The organism is Geodermatophilus sp. URMC 62, assembly GCF_052931475.1.
Window position 1 is genome coordinate 3,005,397 of sequence record NZ_JBRFHY010000001.1, and the last position, 17,381, is coordinate 3,022,777.

General features: G+C 75.7%; 19 protein-coding genes and 1 pseudogene. 8 read left to right on the forward strand and 12 right to left on the reverse strand.

Annotated elements, in window-relative coordinates; genetic code table 11:
- Positions 1 to 20: 20 nt before the first annotated feature.
- The 3 genes from ACU616_RS14610 to ACU616_RS14620 all read left to right on the forward strand — a co-directional run bounded on the left by ACU616_RS14610 (position 21) and on the right by ACU616_RS14620 (position 1,571).
- The gene (locus ACU616_RS14610; protein WP_446759173.1) at positions 21 to 587 is read left to right on the forward strand and encodes a DoxX family protein; all 567 of its coding nucleotides are present in this window, start codon (positions 21 to 23) and stop codon (positions 585 to 587) included.
- Positions 588 to 833: 246 nt separating this feature from the next.
- Positions 834 to 1,043, forward strand: a complete 210-nt coding sequence (locus tag ACU616_RS14615; protein ID WP_446759174.1) for a dodecin — start codon at positions 834 to 836, stop codon at positions 1,041 to 1,043.
- Positions 1,044 to 1,424: 381 nt separating this feature from the next.
- Entirely contained in the window at positions 1,425 to 1,571 is a 147-nt protein-coding gene (locus ACU616_RS14620; protein WP_446759175.1) for a hypothetical protein, read from the forward strand.
- 84 nt (positions 1,572 to 1,655) lie between these two features.
- Here ACU616_RS14620 and ACU616_RS14625 read toward each other — a convergent pair whose 3' ends face one another.
- The 6 genes and pseudogenes from ACU616_RS14625 to ACU616_RS14650 form a co-directional block, all read right to left on the reverse strand.
- Positions 1,656 to 1,922, reverse strand: a complete 267-nt coding sequence (locus ACU616_RS14625) for a hypothetical protein (RefSeq protein ID WP_446761537.1) — start codon at positions 1,920 to 1,922, stop codon at positions 1,656 to 1,658.
- Between the two features lie 53 nt (positions 1,923 to 1,975).
- On the reverse strand, positions 1,976 to 2,362 hold the full coding sequence (locus ACU616_RS14630; RefSeq protein WP_446761538.1) for a hypothetical protein: 387 nt from the start codon (positions 2,360 to 2,362) through the stop codon (positions 1,976 to 1,978).
- A complete protein-coding gene (locus ACU616_RS14635; protein WP_446761539.1) occupies positions 2,359 to 2,712 on the reverse strand; it encodes a hypothetical protein in 354 nt (117 codons plus the stop codon). Before ACU616_RS14635 ends, ACU616_RS14630 begins: the two co-directional genes overlap by 4 nt.
- 95 nt (positions 2,713 to 2,807) lie before the next feature.
- Positions 2,808 to 3,371, reverse strand: a pseudogene (locus ACU616_RS14640) (SDR family oxidoreductase); the annotation flags it as partial.
- The gene (locus ACU616_RS14645; RefSeq protein WP_446759176.1) at positions 3,359 to 5,203 is read right to left on the reverse strand and encodes a glycoside hydrolase family 15 protein; all 1,845 of its coding nucleotides are present in this window, start codon (positions 5,201 to 5,203) and stop codon (positions 3,359 to 3,361) included. The gene ACU616_RS14645 and the pseudogene ACU616_RS14640, both read right to left, overlap by 13 nt.
- 220 nt (positions 5,204 to 5,423) lie before the next feature.
- Complete coding sequence (locus ACU616_RS14650) at positions 5,424 to 5,798, reverse strand: hypothetical protein (protein ID WP_446759177.1); 375 nt, start codon at positions 5,796 to 5,798, stop codon at positions 5,424 to 5,426.
- A gap of 1,098 nt (positions 5,799 to 6,896) precedes the next feature.
- Here ACU616_RS14650 and ACU616_RS14655 point away from each other — a divergent pair.
- Complete coding sequence (locus ACU616_RS14655; protein ID WP_446759178.1) at positions 6,897 to 7,388, forward strand: MarR family winged helix-turn-helix transcriptional regulator; 492 nt, start codon at positions 6,897 to 6,899, stop codon at positions 7,386 to 7,388.
- Positions 7,389 to 7,418: 30 nt separating this feature from the next.
- Here ACU616_RS14655 and ACU616_RS14660 read toward each other — a convergent pair whose 3' ends face one another.
- A complete protein-coding gene (locus ACU616_RS14660; RefSeq protein ID WP_446759179.1) occupies positions 7,419 to 8,039 on the reverse strand; it encodes a dihydrofolate reductase family protein in 621 nt (206 codons plus the stop codon).
- Positions 8,040 to 8,155: 116 nt separating this feature from the next.
- Between ACU616_RS14660 and ACU616_RS14665 the strand changes: the two genes are divergently transcribed.
- Positions 8,156 to 9,430, forward strand: coding sequence for a PP2C family protein-serine/threonine phosphatase (locus tag ACU616_RS14665; protein ID WP_446759180.1), 1,275 nt, complete (start codon positions 8,156 to 8,158; stop codon positions 9,428 to 9,430).
- A 22-nt stretch (positions 9,431 to 9,452) separates the two neighbouring features.
- Here ACU616_RS14665 and ACU616_RS14670 read toward each other — a convergent pair whose 3' ends face one another.
- The 3 genes from ACU616_RS14670 to ACU616_RS14680 form a co-directional block, all read right to left on the reverse strand.
- Positions 9,453 to 9,884 carry an ATP-binding protein gene (locus tag ACU616_RS14670; RefSeq protein ID WP_446759181.1) on the reverse strand — a complete coding sequence of 144 codons (432 nt, stop codon included), beginning with the start codon at positions 9,882 to 9,884 and terminating at the stop codon, positions 9,453 to 9,455.
- Between the two features lie 206 nt (positions 9,885 to 10,090).
- Positions 10,091 to 10,933: an ABC transporter permease gene (locus tag ACU616_RS14675; RefSeq protein WP_446759182.1), complete on the reverse strand. Its 843-nt coding sequence runs from the start codon at positions 10,931 to 10,933 to the stop codon at positions 10,091 to 10,093.
- The gene (locus ACU616_RS14680; protein ID WP_446759183.1) at positions 10,930 to 11,913 is read right to left on the reverse strand and encodes an ATP-binding cassette domain-containing protein; all 984 of its coding nucleotides are present in this window, start codon (positions 11,911 to 11,913) and stop codon (positions 10,930 to 10,932) included. Before ACU616_RS14680 ends, ACU616_RS14675 begins: the two co-directional genes overlap by 4 nt.
- A 142-nt stretch (positions 11,914 to 12,055) precedes the next feature.
- On the opposite strand from ACU616_RS14680, the gene ACU616_RS14685 reads away from it, so the two are divergent.
- Complete coding sequence (locus tag ACU616_RS14685; RefSeq protein WP_446759184.1) at positions 12,056 to 12,826, forward strand: alpha/beta fold hydrolase; 771 nt, start codon at positions 12,056 to 12,058, stop codon at positions 12,824 to 12,826.
- A 15-nt stretch (positions 12,827 to 12,841) separates the two neighbouring features.
- Here ACU616_RS14685 and ACU616_RS14690 read toward each other — a convergent pair whose 3' ends face one another.
- Entirely contained in the window at positions 12,842 to 14,104 is a 1,263-nt protein-coding gene (locus tag ACU616_RS14690) for an FAD-dependent oxidoreductase (protein WP_446759185.1), read from the reverse strand.
- A 106-nt stretch (positions 14,105 to 14,210) separates the two neighbouring features.
- The gene (locus ACU616_RS14695; RefSeq protein ID WP_446759186.1) at positions 14,211 to 14,741 is read right to left on the reverse strand and encodes a DUF6653 family protein; all 531 of its coding nucleotides are present in this window, start codon (positions 14,739 to 14,741) and stop codon (positions 14,211 to 14,213) included.
- A 183-nt stretch (positions 14,742 to 14,924) separates the two neighbouring features.
- On the opposite strand from ACU616_RS14695, the gene ACU616_RS14700 reads away from it, so the two are divergent.
- Positions 14,925 to 16,463 (forward strand): phospholipase D-like domain-containing protein, encoded by a 1,539-nt coding sequence (locus ACU616_RS14700; protein ID WP_446759187.1) that lies wholly within the window; start codon positions 14,925 to 14,927, stop codon positions 16,461 to 16,463.
- 98 nt (positions 16,464 to 16,561) lie between these two features.
- On the forward strand, positions 16,562 to 17,335 hold the full coding sequence (locus ACU616_RS14705) for an SDR family NAD(P)-dependent oxidoreductase (RefSeq protein ID WP_446759188.1): 774 nt from the start codon (positions 16,562 to 16,564) through the stop codon (positions 17,333 to 17,335).
- Positions 17,336 to 17,381 lie beyond the last annotated feature (46 nt).

Consider the following 17,381-nt stretch of genomic DNA (forward strand, 5'->3'; position numbering starts at 1 on the left):
CTGAGATCCGAGGAGAAGACATGAGCATCGGACGTCTGGGAGCACGGCTCCTCATCGGCGGGCTGTTCATCGGCCACGGCACGCAGAAGCTGTTCGGCTGGTTCGGTGGCCCGGGGCGGGCCGGCACCGAGGGCATGATGGAGGCCCTGGAGATGCGGCCGGCGAAGGTGCACGCCACGCTGGCCGGGGTCACCGAGACCGCCGGCGGCGCGTTGCTGGCCGCCGGGCTGGCCACGCCACTGGCCGCGTCTGCGCTCACCGGGGTGATGACGACGGCCATCCGCAAGGTGCACCTGCCCAACGGTCCCTGGGCGGCCAATGGCGGGTGGGAGTACAACGCCGTCCTCATCGGTGCGGTGACGGCGCTGGCCGAGACCGGACCGGGTGAGCTCTCCCTGGACAGCGTGCTGGGCATCGAGCGAAGGGGGCCGGCCGTGGCGCTCGGCGCGCTGGCCACCGGCGTGGCCACGTCCTTCCTCACCATGGCGGTCGCGCGCCGCGGTCGCCCGGGCGTCACCTCCGGTGGTGCCGGCACGGCCGCATCGCCGGAAGACACCGCCGGGGACCCCACCACCGCGGGGGCCTAGTCCCAGCCGGTCGCGACCGCGCCGCAACCAGAGGGCGTGCCGCTGACCGGCAGGACGTGTCACCAGGGCACTGCCCGACCGCCCGTCGGCTGTGCAACAGCGGCCGCGACGGTGGGTGGGTGGCTCCCGTCCACTGGGGTGTCCCGGTCGCTGACTCCCGTTCCCGCGGCCCGACCTGGGGTCCCGCGGAGCGCACGCCGTCCACCGCCCGGCCGCCCGGCCGGGCCCGAGGCCCAGGAGGCCATCATGAGCAACCACGTCTACCGGCTCAGTGAGATCGTCGGCAGCAGCCCGACGAGCGTCGACGACGCCGTCCGCACCGGCATCGCGAAAGCCGCGCAGACCGTGCGCAACATCGAGTGGTTCGAGACCCAGCAGATCCGCGGGCAGGTCGTCGACGGCGAGGTGGCGCACTACCAGGTGACCATGAAGATCGGCTTCCGCGTCGACGACTGACCAGCCGCACCGGCCGCGGGGCGGTCCGGGGTGGCGTGAGACGCGCGGGCGGTGCGACTCGAAGGCCTTCCGCGCCAGTCCCAGCCCCCGGCGGTAGGCGGGGATGCGGTCGGGGACTGGGTTGGCCAGCATCCGTTCGGCCTGACACAGGTAGTTGGTGGCGCGGAGGTACAGAGGCCGGCAGTGCGGGTGTGCCCGGCCTCCTCCGCGTCCTCAGCCTGGCCGACGAGCTGGTCGTCAGCGCGGTCCGGGCGCGCAGGGAGTCCTGCGTGCCCGCCCGCCCGGTCTCCATCGCGGTGTGGTGGATTCGGCGAGACGCACGCCCTCCTCGCGGCCGGTCATCCTGCCGCCGGGGAGAGCACGTAGTGGGCCGAGACCAGCATGCTGGTCCTGCCGCAGTCGGGTCGCATCGACCTCGACTGGCTGATCACCCACCGCCTGCCGCTCGACGAGGCCGACGCCGCGGTCGAGCTCCTCACCGGCGATGCCGGGAAGGTGCTGCTCGTCCCGGGCGCGAGCCGACGGTGATCCGGTGGGGTCGGGCCGGTACCCCGCCGACCCGACCCCGTTCCCGCTGACGGACCAGCTCGCGGTGGGCGCAGCACACCGGGCTCACCGCTCGCCGCGGCCGGGCCCGCGCCCCAGGTCGCGGTCGCGGTCGCTCACTCGATGCTGGTCTCGGCGTACCACGCGCTCGAGGACGACGAGGCGCTCGAGGACGACGAGGCGCTCGAGGACGACGAGGCGCTCGAGGACGACGAGGCGCTCGAGGACGACGAGGCGCTCGAGGACGACGAGCCCATCGGGACCTCGGCCCCGCCGCGCCGCACCTGGTCCGGTCGCGACCCGGTGGTCGGGTGCGGTGCCGGGCCGGAGCACCGCAGCCGCACGCCCGACAGCGCGTCCGGCCAGCCACGGGTCCGTGGACTCGATCAGGTCGGGCCCCGGGTGGGCGCCGGCCGCGAGGACGAGGGGCCGGCGGGGGCGCCGAGCGCCGTGGCCGCGGAGGTCACCACCGCCACCGCGGCGCTGGTGAGCTCCGCGCGGCGGTAGCGCGGTGCGACCACCGCGGCGGCGAGCATGCTCACCGCGTGCAGGCCGTCGACGACGGCGGCGGCGCGCGCGACCGACGGGGACGGCAGCGCCAGCACCACGGCCTGCTGCAGCACCTGCCGGCCACCGAGCAGCCGGATCACCCACGTCGGGGGCACGGGGTCCCCGGCGACGGCAGCGGTCACCGCGCGCGGGCGGGCGAGGAGAGCCGCTCCGCTGCCGAACTGCAGCAGGGAGGAGACCGCGCGCGCCCCGGGCCGGTTCACCGGCGACTCCGGCGCAGGACGGCGAGGCCGGCCAGGGCGGCGCCGCCCGCGGCGGCGAGGGTGCCGTGGTGCCGGGACGCCCACAGCTGCGGGTCGCGGGTGTGGGCGCGGTCGTCGAACGCGCCGTGGGCGCCGAAGTCGGCGCCGTCCTCGCCGTCGGCCGGCCGGAAGAGGTTGGCGCGGGCGTCCGGGTCGTGCGGCCGGTCGGTCTGCTGGGAGTCGAAGCCGGTGCGGGCGAGGTAGCGGTCGAGCAGGCCGGGGACCAGGGCGTTGGCCGCCAGGGTGGCCGCGGTGCTGGAGCCGACCCAGTACTCCCGGCGCCGCGGGTGGTCGGCCGCGTGCAGCACCATCGCGGCGACGGTCTCGGGCTGGTAGATCGGCGGGACCGGCTGGGGGAGCGGGGCAGCCGGGTGAGCACCCAGGAGAACTGCGGGGTGTTGACCGCCGGCATCTGCACCATGGTCACGTGCACGCCGCTGCGCTCGTGCAGCAGCTCGCAGCGCAGCGCCTCGTGGAAGCCCGGGATGGCGTGCTTGGCGCCGCAGTACGCCGTCTGCAGCGGGATGCCGCGGTAGGCCAGGGCCGAGCCGACCTGCACGATGGCGCCGCGGTCGCGGGCCTTCATCCGCGGCAGCACCGCCCGGGTGGCGTACACGTACCCGAGGTAGCTCACCTCCGTGGTGCGGCGGAACTCCTCGGGGCTGATCTGGTCGAACGGCGCGAACACCGAGGAGAACGCGACGTTCACCCAGACGTCGATCGGGCCGGCCTCCGACTCGAACCGGTCGACGGCGGCGGCCACCTGCTCGGGGTCGGCGACGTCGGTGGGCAGGACGACGGCCCGCCCGCCGGCCCGCCCGACGTCCCGGGCGGCGGCCTGCAGGCCGGTCTCGCCACGGGCGACCAGGCCCACGGTCGCCCCCCGCCGTCCGAAGGCGACGGCGACGGCGCGGCCGATGCCCCCGCTGGCTCCGGTGACGACGACGTGCTGGGCGGTCAGCTGCGACACGGGGTCTCCTCTCCGTGGTGACGGGTGGCGCCGAGGTGGTGCGCGGGCCGCGTGCCGCTGAGGTGGCGCGCGGTGTTGACCAGGCCCACGAGGCTGAAGGCCTGCGGCGTGTTGCCGACCTGGCGCCGGCTGGTCGGGTCGTACTCCTCGCTGAGCAGACCGAGGTCGTTGCGCAGTCCGAGCAGGCGGGTGAACAGCCGTTCGGCCTCGCTGGTGCGGTGGATGCCGGCCAGGGCGTCGGCGAGCCAGAAGCTGCAGGCGAGGAAGGCGCCCTCGTCCCCGGGCAGGCCGTCGACGCCGCCGTCGGCGTCGGGGCGGTAGCGCAGCACGAACCCGTCGTGGCCGAGGTCGCGCTGGACCGCCTCGACGGTGCCGACCACACGGGGGTCGCTCCAGTCCAGGAAGCCGACCCGGGGGATCAGGAGCAGGGCCGCGTCGAGCCCGCGGGAGCCGTAGAACTGGGTGAAGGTGCCGCGCTCGGCGTCGTAGCCGTGGGCGCAGACGTCGTCGTGGATCTCCTGGCGCAGCCGGCGCCAGCGGTCGACCGGGCCGTCGAGGCCGAACCGCTCCACCGCCTGCACCGCCCGGTCCACGCCGGCCCACGCCATGACCTTGGAGTGCACGAAGTGCCGGCGGGGGCCGCGGACCTCCCACAGGCCGTTGTCGGGCCGGCACCAGGACCCCTCGAGGAAGTCCAGCAGCGCCCGCTGCAAGGCCCAGGCGTCGTCGCTGCTGGGGATGCCCGCGAGCTGGGCGAGGTGCAGCCCGTCGAGGGTCTCGCCCCACACGTCGAGCTGGAACTGGTCGGCGGCGGCGTTGCCCACCCGGACCGGCGCGGCGCCCTCGTAGCCGGGCAGCCAGGGGACCTCCCACTCGGGGATGCGCCTCGTGCCGTCGAGCCCGTACACGATCCGCAGGTCGGCCGGGTCACCGGCGACCGCGCGCAGCAGCCAGTCCCGCCACGCGCGGGCCTCCCGCAGGTATCCGGTGCCCAGCAGGGCCTGCAGCGTGACCGTGGCGTCGCGCAGCCAGCAGAACCGGTAGTCCCAGTTGCGCGGGCCGCCGAGCTGTTCGGGCAGCGAGGTGGTGGCCGCCGCCACGATCCCCCCGGTCGGCGTGTAGGTCAGGGCCTTGAGGGTGAGCAGCGCACGGCGGACGGCGTCGTCCCAGCGGCCGTCGTAGTCGCAGTGGCCCATCCACTCGGCCCAGTAGGCGAGGGTGCCGTCGAGCGCGTGCTGCGGGTCGACCGGCTCGGGACGGGGCAGGTGCGAGGCGGCGTGGGTGAGCACGAAGGGCACCCGCTGCCCGGCCGCCACCGTGAACTCCGCGTCGACGGACTGCTCGCGACCCGGCTCGGGACGGGTGTCGTGCACGTCGACCGGGGTGTCGAGCCACACCGCGTCCGGCCCGGCGATCGCGGCCAGCCCGTGCTCCACGGTGCGCACCCACGGCACGACGTGCCCGTAGTCGAAGCGCAGGCGCAGCTGCGTCCGCATCGGCACCCGCCCGGAGACGCCCTCGACGATCCGCACGACGTCGGCGGCCCGCCCCCGCGGTGGCATGAGGTCGTGCACCCGCACGGTGCCCTGGGGGGTCTCCCACTCGGTCTCCAGGACGAGGGACTCGCCCCGGTACCGCCGGCGGGTGCACGCGCCGCCCGAGACCGGTGCGAGCAGCCACCGACCGTTGCTCTCGTCGCCCAGCAGGGCGGCGAAGACGGCGGGGGAGTCGAAGCGCGGCAGGCACAGCCAGTCGATCGACCCGTCCCGGCCGACCAGTGCGGCGGTGTGCAGGTCGCCGATCAGCCCGTAGTCCTCGATGGGCCCGGCCATCGGTCCTCCTCCGGACGGCGGTGCGCGGACGGGGGTGTCGGTCCTGCCGTGTGGAGCACGACCTCCACGTCCTACTCCGGCGCCCGCAGGACGACGAGTCGGGCCGTGCCGGGCCCCGCCGGTGCCACAGGTCCCGTCGGAGCTCCTCCAGCTCGGCCAGCGGGCCCGGGTCGGCGGCGGCGACGTCCCGGAGGTCGACGGTGATCTGCCGGTGCGCGCGTCATGCGACGTCGATGGCGAAGGCGACCAGGAAGCCCACGGTGGCGATGGCCCCGGTCCAGGTGCGGGTCCGCTCGAAGGCCTCGGGGATCATCGTGTCGGCGATCATGGTCAGGATGGCGCCTGCCGCGACGGCGGTGATGACGGCGATGACCTCCGGAGCCGCTCCGCCGAGCAGGGCGTAGCCGGCCAGGGCGGCCAGGGCGCTGACGACGGCGATGCCGACCCAGACGCCGAAGTCGTAGCTCGCCGGGCGGCCCTTGGCCTTCATCCCCGCGGCGCTGGACAGCCCCTCGGGGACGTTGGAGATGAACACGGCGGCGAGCACCGACAGGCTGACCGAGCCGCCGCCGAGCAGGCCGATCCCCAGGACCACCGACTCCGGGATGCGTCGAGCAGGGCGCCGATCGCGATGGCCGCACCGCTGCCGGACTGCTCCTGCTCCGACGGCTGCTGCTCACCGCCGGCACCGCCCGAGCGCTTGCGGTGCCGGGCGCCGTGCCGTGCCAGCAGCGCGTTGGCGGCCAGGTACACCAGGGACCCGCCGAGGAACCCCACCGCCGTGGGCAGGAGCCCCCCGGTGTCCGCGGCCTCCGCCATGAGGTCGAAGGCGACGGCGGAGATGAGCACCCCGGACCCGAAGGCCATGACCGAGGCGATGACGGCGCGCGGCACGGGGACGAACCAGGCGACGAGCGCGCCGAGCACCAGGGCCCCGCCGCCGAGGAGCCCCCAGAGGCCGGCCTCGAGCCAGGTCGACATCCCCCACCTCCGTCCACCACGAGTCTTGTCCTATGACAAGGATCGCACCGGAGGTGGGATCGTGCGCGGCGACGGCGTCCGTAGGCCGGGAGGGCCCTGCAGGCCGGAGGTGTCGGCGTCCGGCCGGCGGGCGTGGGCTCGTGCCGCCCCCCCGGTGTCGGTGCAGCAGCCGGTCCGCCGGCGCGTGAGGCAGACCAGGCCGAGGAGGCGGCCCGCGCCGTCGACGACGGCGAGTCGCCGCTCGCGTCCAGAGGAGCGCCGGTGCCATGGCGGCGGCGGGCGCCGGCCCTGCGGCTCGGCTGGTGGGCGGTCCTCTCCGGCGCCGGGACCGTGCACCCGACCGCGACCGGGGCGCCGGCGGGCGCGGCCGACGTCCTCCACCACGCGGGCTCCTCGGTGTCCACCCTCGGGATCGGGGACTTCCTGACCACCCGCGTCCGGGCGGCCTGCCCGGCGGTCGCCTCGAGCCGCGGCCACCGGGACCCTGCCGAGCTCCGAGCGGCCGCGGGTGTGCCGCAGCACCTCCGTGGTGCTCGCTCCGGGGCCGCGGCCACCACGACGGCGGCCCGCGCCCGGTCCACCGCCCGCTGTGCCGCCTGCGGGTCCCCCGCGCTCGCCATGGGACGACCGTGGGTCCCGGCGCCGAGGGGCGCAGACCGTCCCACGACCGGAGGCGGGAGGATCGACGGGGCCCGAGACGAGGGGAGCACGCGTGGACGAGGTGGGCACCGGGGCGCGGACGCATCCGGACGAGGTGCTGCTCGCCCTCCTCCGGCTGGCGATGGGGGTGTCGGTCGAGGCGGCCGACCGGATCGGCACGGTCTCCGCCGTCCAACTCCGCGCGGTGACGCTGCTGCACCAGCGACCCGGCGCCAACCTCGGGGAGCTCGCCCGCGGCATGGGCGTGTCGGTCTCGGTGACCAGCCGGCTGGTCGACCGGCTGGTGGCCGCCGGACTGGTCGACAAGACGTCGTCGGCGACGAGTGGCCGCGAGATCAGCCTGTGGCTGAGCGAGGCGGGCGAGGCGACGCTCGACCGCTACGACGACCTGCGCCTGTCCCGCATCCGGGCCCGGCTCGAGGAGCTGTCCGCCGAGGACGCCGCGGCGGTGGTGTCCGCGCTGGAGGTCCTCCTCCCCGACTCGGCAGGAGAGCCCGACCGCGGATCCCGGACACCCCGGGGACCGGCCCCGACGAACGCCTGACCCGTCACCGTCGGACCGGCCCGGCCGGGCTCACGGTCGGACGACGTCGTAGGTCAGGTGGGTCGCCGTCGACGTCGGGACCACGCTCCGCTGCACCAGCGCGCGCGGCGCTCCGCCGGTGAACAGCGGCGTCCCGCTGCCCAGCACGACGGGCGCGAGGTGCAGCGTCAGCACCTCGACCAGGCCGGCCGCCAGCGCCGAGCCGATGGTGGCGCCGCCGCCCATCAGGACGACGTCGAGGTCCCGGCCGCCGGCGGCCGACGCCGCCTCGGCGCGCCTGCGCGCGGCGGCGACGGCGTCGGGCAGGCCGGTCGTGACGAACGTCCAGTCGAGGTCGGCGAGCCGCACCCGCTCCGGCGGCGAGCCGGTCACGACGACGAACGCCGGTCGGCCGACCTCGGTGGCGCCGTAGCCGACCTCGTCGTCCCACCCTCCCGGCCCGTCGACCACGTCGAAGAGCCGGCGGCCGAGGACCACGGCCCCCGACCGGCCGGTCCCCTCGCGCAGGACCCGGCGGTCGTCGGCGTCGTCGGAGAACGCCCAGGAGTGCAGGGCGTCGCCGCCGGTGCCCAGACCGTTCTCCGGCCCGGGGTCGGGACCGGTGACGAAGCCGTCCAGGGAGACGGAGATGTCGGCGTGGATCCGTGTCATGCGAGGACAGACCTGGCCCGCTCCCCGGACTCAGCGCTCCGCCGGGCCGGCGTCGCGCCGTCGCCGTCCCGTGCGGCGGTGCGGCGGTCCGCGGGCTCCTGCCTAGAGTCGGCCTCATGCGCACCCAGCCGACCCCCGGGTGGGATGTCGGCGTGCTGCTGGACGGGGTCGAGGGAACGGCACCCATCGAGGCCGTGGAGGCCGCGGCGGAGACGCTCGCCGACCGCCTCGGTGCGCGGGAGCTGACCTTCCTGATCGCCGACTTCAGCGGTCGGGCCGTCGTCCGCCTCACGTCACGGGCCGCCGGTGTGGGGGGTGCGCGGAGGCAGGCCGGCGCCCAGGCGGAGACGGTGCCGATGGCCGGCACCGTGTACGAGCGCGTGCTGCGGACCCAGGCGGTCGACGTGCAGGCGCTCGACGGCGACGCGGCCCGGCTGACCGCCCCGGTCACCGACCGCGGGGACGCCATCGGCGTGCTGGAGCTGGTCCTGCCGGGGACGCCGTCCCCGGCGGTCGTCGCCGACGTCGCCGCCGCCGCGCACGCGCTGGCCTACGTCGTCATCGCGGCCCGCCGGTACACCGACGTGTTCGAGTGGGGACAGCGCACGACGCCCTTCTCCCTCGCCGCCGAGATCCAGCGTCGGCTGCTCCCGGCCTCCTACACCTGCGAGGCGGGGCAGTTCACCCTCGCCGGGTGGCTGGAACCGGCCGCCTCGGTGGGTGGCGACACGTTCGACTACACGCTCAACGAGGACGTGCTGCACCTCTCGATCACCGACGCCGTCGGTCACGAGGTCGACGCCGCCCTGCTGGCCACCCTGCTCGTCGGGGCGCTGCGCAACGCCCGCCGCCGGGGCATGGACCTCGACGCCCAGGCGCGGTACGCCAACGAGGCACTGGCCGACAACGCGGCCGCCGGCGAGTTCGTCACCGGGCAACTCGTGCGCGTGGACCTGGCGGCCGGCACCGCGGCGGTCGTGAACGCCGGTCACCCCCTCCCGCTGCTGGTGCGCGGGGGCCGGGTGCAGGAGATCGCGCTGGACGTCGAGCCACCCTTCGGTGTGGCGCCCGGCCGGTCGTTCCGGGTCCAGCGCCTCCCGCTGCAGCCCGGGGACCGGGTCGTGTTCCTCACCGACGGCGTGCAGGAGCGCAACGCCGCCGTCCTCGACGTCGCCACGGCCCTGCGCGACACCACGGACCTGCACCCCCGCGAGGTCGTGCAGGCGCTCGGCGCCGCGGTGCTGCGGGCGACCGGCGGTGACCTCCGCGACGACGCCACCCTGGTGTGCCTGGACTGGTACGGCGGTCCGCCGCGCCGCAGGGACGGCGCGCACGGCGCGGACGCCGGCATCGCCTCCCCCGCACGGTCCGTGCCGCACGAGCGCGCCTGACGGCGGGCCCGGGGCCTCACCGTCAGTCGGTGGGGAAGCGGGCCCAGACGTGCTTGCGGTCGCCGGAGACGGTCCAGCCGCGGTCGGTGGTCAGGTGCGCGACCATGCGCAGGCCCATGCCGCCGAGCGCGGGGTCGCGGTCGACGGCGGGCTCGGGCCCGTGGTGCGGGTCGCCGTCGCTGACGTCGAGCAGGAGCTCGTGCGCCGTCCGGACGGCGTGCACCCGCACCGGCGCCCGGCCGTGCCGGAGGCCGTTGGAGGCCAGTTCGTCGACGGCGACGACGAGGTCGTCGGCGACCGCTCCGTCCGGGCCGGACCTCTCGTGTCCGTCCGCCGCCCAGGCACGCAGCTGCGCGCGCACGGTCCGCAGCTCCGCGGGGCGGGAGATCTCCGCCTCGTAGTGGAGGCCCGTGGTCTCGGGACGCGGCCGTCGGGGCCAGAGCTCTCGGTCCATGTCCCCGTTCCGTCCGGCTGTGTCTCGCGGCACAGTGCCCCGTCCCCGGCCCCGCGAACCGGAGCGTTCCCGGTTCGCGGGTGGTTCGCACCCGGACGCGGTCGCCGGTGAGGGCCCGGCCGTGTCCTCGCGGCGGCCCGGCGAGCCTCGGCCGGTGCGGGGCGCCCCTCGTCGGAGGGCGTCCCGCACCGGCCGGGTGGAGCGGGTCAGTCGCGCGAGCGGCGGCGGAACGCCGAGACGGCGAGCGGCGCGAACACCGCCGTCAGCAGCACCGACCAGGCGACGGAGAGCGCGACCGGGTGCTGCAGGGGCCAGGCGGCGTCCGCCGGAGCGGGCAGGCCGTTGCCCCACAGCTCGCGGCACGCCTGGGTCAGCGCCGAGACGGGGTTCCACTCGGCGATCGCGCGCAGCCACGCCGGCATGCTCTCCGGCGGCGCGAACGTGTTGGCCACGAACGTCAGCGGGAACATGAGGGTGAACATGAACCCCTGCACGGCCTCGACGGTCCGCATCAGCGAGCCGACCCAGATGCCCAGCCAGATCATCGCGAACCCGAAGAGGAGCAGCAGCAGGAGCGCCAGCAGGGCGTCGACCACGCCGTTGCGGATCCGCCAGCCGATGAGCAGCCCGGTCACCCCCATGACCGCGATGCCGATGCTGGAGTGGACCAGGCTGGAGATGCTGCGCCCGACCAGCACCGAGGACCGGGGGACCGGCAGGGACCGGAACCGGTCGACGATGCCCTTCTGCAGGTCGCTGGTGAGCCCCATGGCGACGATGGCCGAGGAGAACACCATGGTCTGGACCATGATCCCGGGGAGCAGGAACTCCTTGTAGTCGGCGCCGCGCACGGCGATCGCGCCGCCGAACACGTAGGCGAACAGCAGCACGAACACCACCGGCTGGACGGTGACGTCCATGAGCATCTCGGGCATCCGCCGGATGTGCAGCAGGTTGCGCCACAGGATGGTCGCCGACGCCCGCAGCAGCGACGGCGGCGTGATCGGCGGCCGGCTGACCCGGGTCGTGGGCGTCTCGACGGCGGTCACGGGAGGGCTCCCTCGGTCGTGGGGTCGGCGGGCGCGCCGGTCTCGGCGCGGTGGCCGGTGAGGTGCAGGAACACGTCGTCCAGGCTGGGCCGGGCCAGGCCCAGGTCGTCGAGCTCGATGCCGCTGCGCTCGAAGACGGCGGCGATCCGGGTCATGTCACCCAGCCCGCCGGCCTGCGCCGTCAGCCGCCGGCTGCCCCGCTCCACGTGCACCTCGGGGGACTGGGCGCGCATCAGGTCGGCGGCGGTGTCGAGGTCCGCGGTGTGGGTCAGGGTCACCACGACGCTGGCCTGCCCGGCCTGGTCCTTGAGCTGCGTCGGGGTGCCGGCGGCGATGACCCGGCCCTTGTCGACCACCACGATCTCGTCGGCGAGCTGGTCGGCCTCCTCCAGGTACTGCGTCGTCAGCACCAGCGTGGTGCCCTCCTCGACCAGCTCCCGGAGCACCTCCCACAGCCCCGAGCGGCTCTGCGGGTCCAGGCCGGTGGTGGGCTCGTCGAGGAACAGGATCGGCGGAGCCGCCAGCAGGCTCACCGCGAGGTCGAGGCGGCGCCGCATGCCCCCGGAGTAGGACTTCGCCGGCCGGTCGCCGGCGTCGGCGAGGTCGAAGCGGGCGAGCAGGTCCTCGGTCGCCTGACGGACGTGGCTGCGGGAGAGCCCGTACAGGGCGCCGATCAGCCGGAGGTTCTCGCGGCCGGTGAGGATCTCGTCGACCGTCGCCGCCTGCCCGGTCAGGCCCATGCTGCGGCGCACCTCGTTGGGCTGCTCCCGGATGTCGAAGCCGGCCACGCGGCCGGTGCCGCTCGTCGGGACGCTCAGCGTGGTGAGCATCCGCACGAGGGTGGTCTTGCCCGCGCCGTTGGGCCCGAGCAGGCCGAGGACGGAGCCGGTGGGGACGACGAAGCTGACGCCGTCCACGGCGCGGTTGTCCCCGAAGTGCTTGACCAGGTCGACGGCCTCGACCGCCGGGGTGACGCTCATGCCACCAGGATGCAATCTCAAGCGCACTTGAGGACAACGGGATTTCCGCGTCGCCGGCCGCAGGAGACGACACCGGCCCCGATGAGTCGCCGGCCGCCGCGCGGTCCCCAGAGGGGACGCCCACCCGGACCGAGGAGCCGCCATGACCGCCACCACCACCGGCTACGCCGACGTCAACGGCCTGCACCTGTACTTCGAGGTGCACGGCGACGGCGGCGCACCCCTGGTGCTGCTGCACGGCGGCATGATGAGCATCGACCTGAGCTTCGCGGGGCTGCTCCCCACCCTCGCCCGGCGCCACCGCGTCGTCGCCGTCGAGCTGCAGGGGCACGGGCGCACCGCCGACGTCGACCGGCCGATCACACCGGCGAACTCGGCCTCCGACGTCGTGGCGCTGCTCGACCACCTCGGCATCGACCGGGCGCACGTCCTCGGGCACAGCACGGGCGGCGCCGTGGCGCTCGAGCTCGCCGTCTCCTTCCCCGACCGGGTCCTGTCCGTGGTGCCCTGCTCGGCCAGCGTGCGCCCCGACGGCCTGCACGAGGACTTCCTCGACCCCGAGCGGATGGCGACCTCCTCCCGCATGCCCACCGAGCAGGACCTCGCCGAGATGGCGGAGACCTACCGGCGGCTCTCACCCCACCCGGAGCACTTCGCGGAGTTCCTCGCGGCCCAGTCGGCCTCCGACGCCGACCTGGTGGGCTGGTCGGACGAGCAGCTGGCCGGCATCACCGCCCCGGTGCTCCTGGTGCAGGGCGACCACGACTTCACCACCGTCGAGCACGCCGCCCTCATGCTGCGGCTCATCCCGGGGGCGCAGCTCGCCGTCCTCCCGGGGACGACGCACCTGCAGGTCACCCGGCGCGCGGACCTGCTGCTGCCGGTCCTGGCGGCGTTCCTCGCCGACCGGTGACGGCGCCCCCGGGGGTCAGGAGCGTGCGGGGGTGCGGCGGGCGAACGCGGGCGCGTGCTCGGGCCGCAGCCCCACGCCGATCAGGTAGGCGGGGACGACGGACAGCTGGGGGAGCCGGCGCACCAGGGCGAGCACCGGCGCGGGCGGGCCGGGGCGCCGTCCCTCGACGAGCGGTCCCACCAGGGCGCGGTGCAGCAGCCGCTGCAGGCCCTGCACGAGCACGGTGGGCAGGAAGCGGCGGGCGCGGACCGCGGCCAGGTCCGCCGCGCTCACCGTGCCGTTGCGCAGCGGCGCGGCCAGCAGGGTCGCCGCGGCCACCGCGTCCTGGACGGCGAGGTTGATGCCGACGCCGCCGACCGGCGACATCGCATGCGCGGCGTCGCCGATGCACAGCAGCCCGTCGACGTGCCACCGCTCGAGCCGGTCGACCCGCACGTCGAGGTGCTTGACGTCGTCCATCGAGCGCAGCGCGTCGACCCGGTCGCGGAACTCCGGGACCAGCTCGACGACGTCCTGCCGGAACGCCTCGATGCCGCGCGCCCGCAGCTCCGGGTCGGCGCCCTTGCGGCCGATGTAGGCCACCTGGATGAACGTCTCCCGGGGGATGAGCACGGCGAACCGGCCCGGCACCGCCCGCGGGGCCAGCGCGGCCGGCCGGTCGTCCGGCAGCCGGGGGACGCGGAACCACCAGGCGTCGATGGGCACGGGGAACTCCACGGGCCGCAGCCCCGCCTCCCGGCGGGCGAGGGAGTGCCGGCCGTCGCAGGCGACGGTGAGGTCGGCCCGCAGCTCGCCGGTGGCGCCGTCCGCGGTGCGGTAGCGCACCCCGCGGACCCGGTCGCCCTCGCGGAGCAGGCCGGTCATCTCGGTCTGCATCCGCAGCGTGTACGTCGGCTCCCGCCGGCCGGCGTCGGCCAGCAGGTCGAGCAGGTCCCACTGCGGGGTCATCGCGACGTAGGGGTGGGGGACCCGCAGCCGGCGGAAGTCCCCGATCGTCACCGTGCCGCCGTCAGCGGTCGGGAAGACCACCTCCTCGAGCCTGGTCTGCGGCAGCCGGGCGAAGTCCTCGCCGAGGCCGAGCTCGTCGAGCAGCTGCAGCGTCGAGGGGTGCACGGTGTCGCCGCGGAAGTCGCGGAGGAAGTCGCCGTGCTTCTCCAGCACGGTCACCTCGACGCCGGCCCGCGCCAGCAGCAGGCCCAGCACCATCCCGGCCGGCCCGCCGCCGACCACCAGGCACGTCGGGCGCTCGTCCGTCCGCTCGTCCGTGCGCTCGTCCATCGCGGCCTCCCGACAGGTGGCCCCCGTGCCGGCGCAGTGTCCCGCGCCGACGGGGTGCGGCACCACGGGTCGGCGCGCGCCGGCCCGCGGTGCGGCACCCCGTCGGTCAGCGCCGCGTCGTGGCCGAGGTGGTCGTCGGCGAGGGAGGTGCCGCGGACCCGGCGGTCGTGACGTCGTCGTACAGGAGGGCCATCCGGTCGAGGAACCAGAGCTTGCTGGTCATCTGGACGACGAGCCCGGACACCACCATCCACCCGTCCCGGACCACGAGCCCCCGCACGACGAGCGGCACGCCCAGGGCGCTGAGGGCGCCGAGCACGGTGGGCGCGACCCGGTGCCGCGGCGGGACGGGGACCTCCTCCCGCCTGGCCCAGCAGGTCTCGCCCAGCACGCTCCGGGACGCCCAGGAGTCCAGCGAGCGCGGTGGCGGAAACGCCCGGGGGTTGACGACGGTCCACGCACAGACCGCGCCCACCGGGACGAGCGACCGCCACCCCAGACGGCTGCGGCTCCAGATCGCGGCGACCAGCAGCGGCGGGATCGGGATGCGCGTGTAGACGCTCCACGGGTTGGCGTGGCGCGCCCAGGCGTCCCCCTGGAGCCCGAAGACCTCGGCGATCCGGGTGTCCAGAGCCATGTCGGTGCCCCCTCGCGTCTCCGGGCCCCCGCGACGTGTTGCCAGGGTCGCGGACCCCGGAGAGCGGCACAACACCCTCGCGCGGGGTCTCCGCGGGGACGAGGGGGAGGGGCCGCCACCCCTTGGGGTCGCTCGGACCGGCGTCCGTCCGCAGGTGCTTGCGCAGGTCGGCACACTCTCGGGGTGATCGAGAGCGCCGACGCCGCCGGGACGACCTCCCGTGTCCCGACCGTCCCGGCGCCCGTCCCGGCCCCCACCGACGACGGCCTGCTCGTCCCCGGCGAGACCTGCTGGCGGATCGAGCGCGCCGACCGGTACGCCGTCTTCGTCGACGCCGCCGACTACTTCGCCGTCCTCAAGCGCGCCGTCCTGCGCGCCGAGCGGCGGGTGCTGTTCATCGGCTGGGACTTCGACCCGCGCATCCGGCTGGACCCGCGCGCCCCGGGCCCCGCGCGCGAGGACCGGCTGGGCCGCGTCCTGCAGCGGGCGGTGGCGGCCGACCCGCGGCTGGAGATCGGCGTCCTGCAGTGGGACCTCGGGATGGTCGTCGCCCTCGGCCGGCGCATGGCCCCGATCGTGCTGCTCGACCGCCGCACGCCCGACCGGCTGCGGTTCACCGTCGACACCCACCACCCCCTCGGCGGCGCGCACCACCAGAAGATCGTCGTCATCGACGACTGCCTGGCCTTCGCCGGCGGCATCGACGTCACCGCCGACCGCTGGGACACCCCCGAGCACCGCGACCGCCACCCGCTGCGCCACCGGCCGCACTCGACCCGGCTGCGCGGGCCGTGGCACGACGTCACCAGCCTGGTGTCGGGCCCGGCGGCCCGGGCGATCGGCGACCTCGCCCGCGAGCGCTGGGAGAGCGGCACCGGCGAGCACCTGGAGCCGGTGACCGACGTCGAGGCGTGCTGGCCCGACGGGGTCGAGCCGTTCCTCACCGACGTCGACGTCGCCGTCTCGCGCACCCGCCCCGAGCACGGCGGCGCCGAGCTGGTGCACGAGATCGAGCTGCTCTGGCTGGCCGCGATCGCCGCCGCCCGCGACACCGTCTACATCGAGACGCAGTACTTCGCCAACCGCCGCGTCGCGGAGGCCGTCGCCGAGCGGCTGGGGGAGGAGGACGGCCCGGAGTTCGTCGTCCTCAACCCGGAGACGGCGGCCAGCTGGCTGGAGAGCAAGGCCATGGACACCGCGCGCGTGAAGCTGCTCGACCTCGTCCGTCGCGCGGATCGCCACGACCGGTTCCGGCTGTTCGTGCCGGTCACCGAGGAGCGCCGGCCGGTGTACGTGCACGCCAAGGTGACCTGCGTCGACGACCGGCTGCTGCGCATCGGCTCGTCCAACCTCAACAACCGGTCGATGGGCCTGGACACCGAGTGCGACGTGTCGATCGAGGCCCGCACCGGCGACCCGCGCGCGCCGGAGCTGCAGGCGGCGGTGCTCGCCATGCGACACCGGCTGCTCGGCGAGCACCTCGGCGTGGACCCGCAGGAGGTGGCCGACGCCGTCGAGCGCTGCGGCGGGTCGCTGGTGCGCGCGGTCGACTCCCTGCTGCGCCCGACCGGTCGCTCGCTGGTGCCCCTCGTGCCCTCCGGGCTCGACCCGGTGGAGCGGCTGCTCGCCGACACCGAGCTGCTCGACGCCGAGCACACCCCGAACCGCTGGCGCCGGGTCAAGCAGGCCTTCGCCGGCCGCCGGCGGCGCCACCGCGGCTGACCGGGTCCCGGTCCGCCGACCCCGCGGGCGCCCGGCGTGACCTCCCGCCGGGCGGGGCAGGTGTTTGGCGTGGCCCGCGGGCCGGGGAGGAGCGGGGCATGGCGTCTGCGACCTTCGACTTCACCGGCTCCGTCGTCCTCGTCACCGGGGGCGGCTCGGGCATCGGCCTGGCCGTCACCCGGGCCTTCCTCGACGCCGGTGCGACGGTGGCCGTCACCGGGCGCCGCCGCGACCGGCTGGAGTCCGCGCTCACCGGCGTCCCCGCGGAGCGCGGCCTGGCGCTGCCGGCCGACGTCTCCGACCCCGCGCAGGTGCGGCAGGTCGTCGCGGACGTCGTGGACCGGTTCGGCCGGCTCGACGTCGTGGTCAGCAACGCCGCGGACTACGCGACCGGCCCGCTGACCGAGCTGGCCGACGACGCCTGGGAGCGGCTGCGCGCCACCAACGTCGACGCCTTCTTCCACCTGGCCAAGGCCGCGCTGCCGCACCTGGCGGCCTCGGGTGGGAACGTCGTCGCCGTCTCCTCGGTGTCCGGCCTGCGCGGCGACTGGGGGCAGGCGGCCTACAACGCCACCAAGGCGGCGATCACCAACTTCGTGCGCTCCCTCGCGCTCGACTGGGGCGCGCAGGGCGTGCGGCTCAACGCCGTCGCGCCGGCGTTCACGCTCACCGAGCTCACCGAGGGCGTCGGCCGGGACGAGGCGTCCCTGGCGCCGTTCCGCAACCGCATCGCGCTGGGCCGTCCCGGGGAGCCCGAGGACGTCGCCCCGCCGGTGCTGTTCCTGGCCAGCGAGGGCGCCCGCTACGTCACCGGGACGGTGCTGCCGGTCGACGGCGGCACCAGCGCCTCCACCGGCCAGCCGCACGTGTGAGCGGAGGCGTCGGCGTCGGCTGCCCGGCCGCGGGGTAGGGCAGCCG

Coding starts and splice junctions, on each gene's coding strand:
- ACU616_RS14610 (WP_446759173.1), top strand. CDS start 21: ATGAGCATCGGACGTCTGGGAGCACGGCTCCTCATCGGCGGGCTGTTC.
- ACU616_RS14615 (WP_446759174.1), top strand. CDS start 834: ATGAGCAACCACGTCTACCGGCTCAGTGAGATCGTCGGCAGCAGCCCG.
- ACU616_RS14620 (WP_446759175.1), top strand. CDS start 1,425: ATGCTGGTCCTGCCGCAGTCGGGTCGCATCGACCTCGACTGGCTGATC.
- ACU616_RS14635 (WP_446761539.1), bottom strand. CDS start 2,712: ATGGTGCTGCACGCGGCCGACCACCCGCGGCGCCGGGAGTACTGGGTC.
- ACU616_RS14645 (WP_446759176.1), bottom strand. CDS start 5,203: ATGGCCGGGCCCATCGAGGACTACGGGCTGATCGGCGACCTGCACACC.
- ACU616_RS14660 (WP_446759179.1), bottom strand. CDS start 8,039: ATGACACGGATCCACGCCGACATCTCCGTCTCCCTGGACGGCTTCGTC.
- ACU616_RS14665 (WP_446759180.1), top strand. CDS start 8,156: ATGCGCACCCAGCCGACCCCCGGGTGGGATGTCGGCGTGCTGCTGGAC.
- ACU616_RS14670 (WP_446759181.1), bottom strand. CDS start 9,884: ATGGACCGAGAGCTCTGGCCCCGACGGCCGCGTCCCGAGACCACGGGC.
- ACU616_RS14680 (WP_446759183.1), bottom strand. CDS start 11,913: ATGAGCGTCACCCCGGCGGTCGAGGCCGTCGACCTGGTCAAGCACTTC.
- ACU616_RS14685 (WP_446759184.1), top strand. CDS start 12,056: ATGACCGCCACCACCACCGGCTACGCCGACGTCAACGGCCTGCACCTG.
- ACU616_RS14690 (WP_446759185.1), bottom strand. CDS start 14,104: ATGGACGAGCGCACGGACGAGCGGACGGACGAGCGCCCGACGTGCCTG.
- ACU616_RS14695 (WP_446759186.1), bottom strand. CDS start 14,741: ATGGCTCTGGACACCCGGATCGCCGAGGTCTTCGGGCTCCAGGGGGAC.
- ACU616_RS14705 (WP_446759188.1), top strand. CDS start 16,562: ATGGCGTCTGCGACCTTCGACTTCACCGGCTCCGTCGTCCTCGTCACC.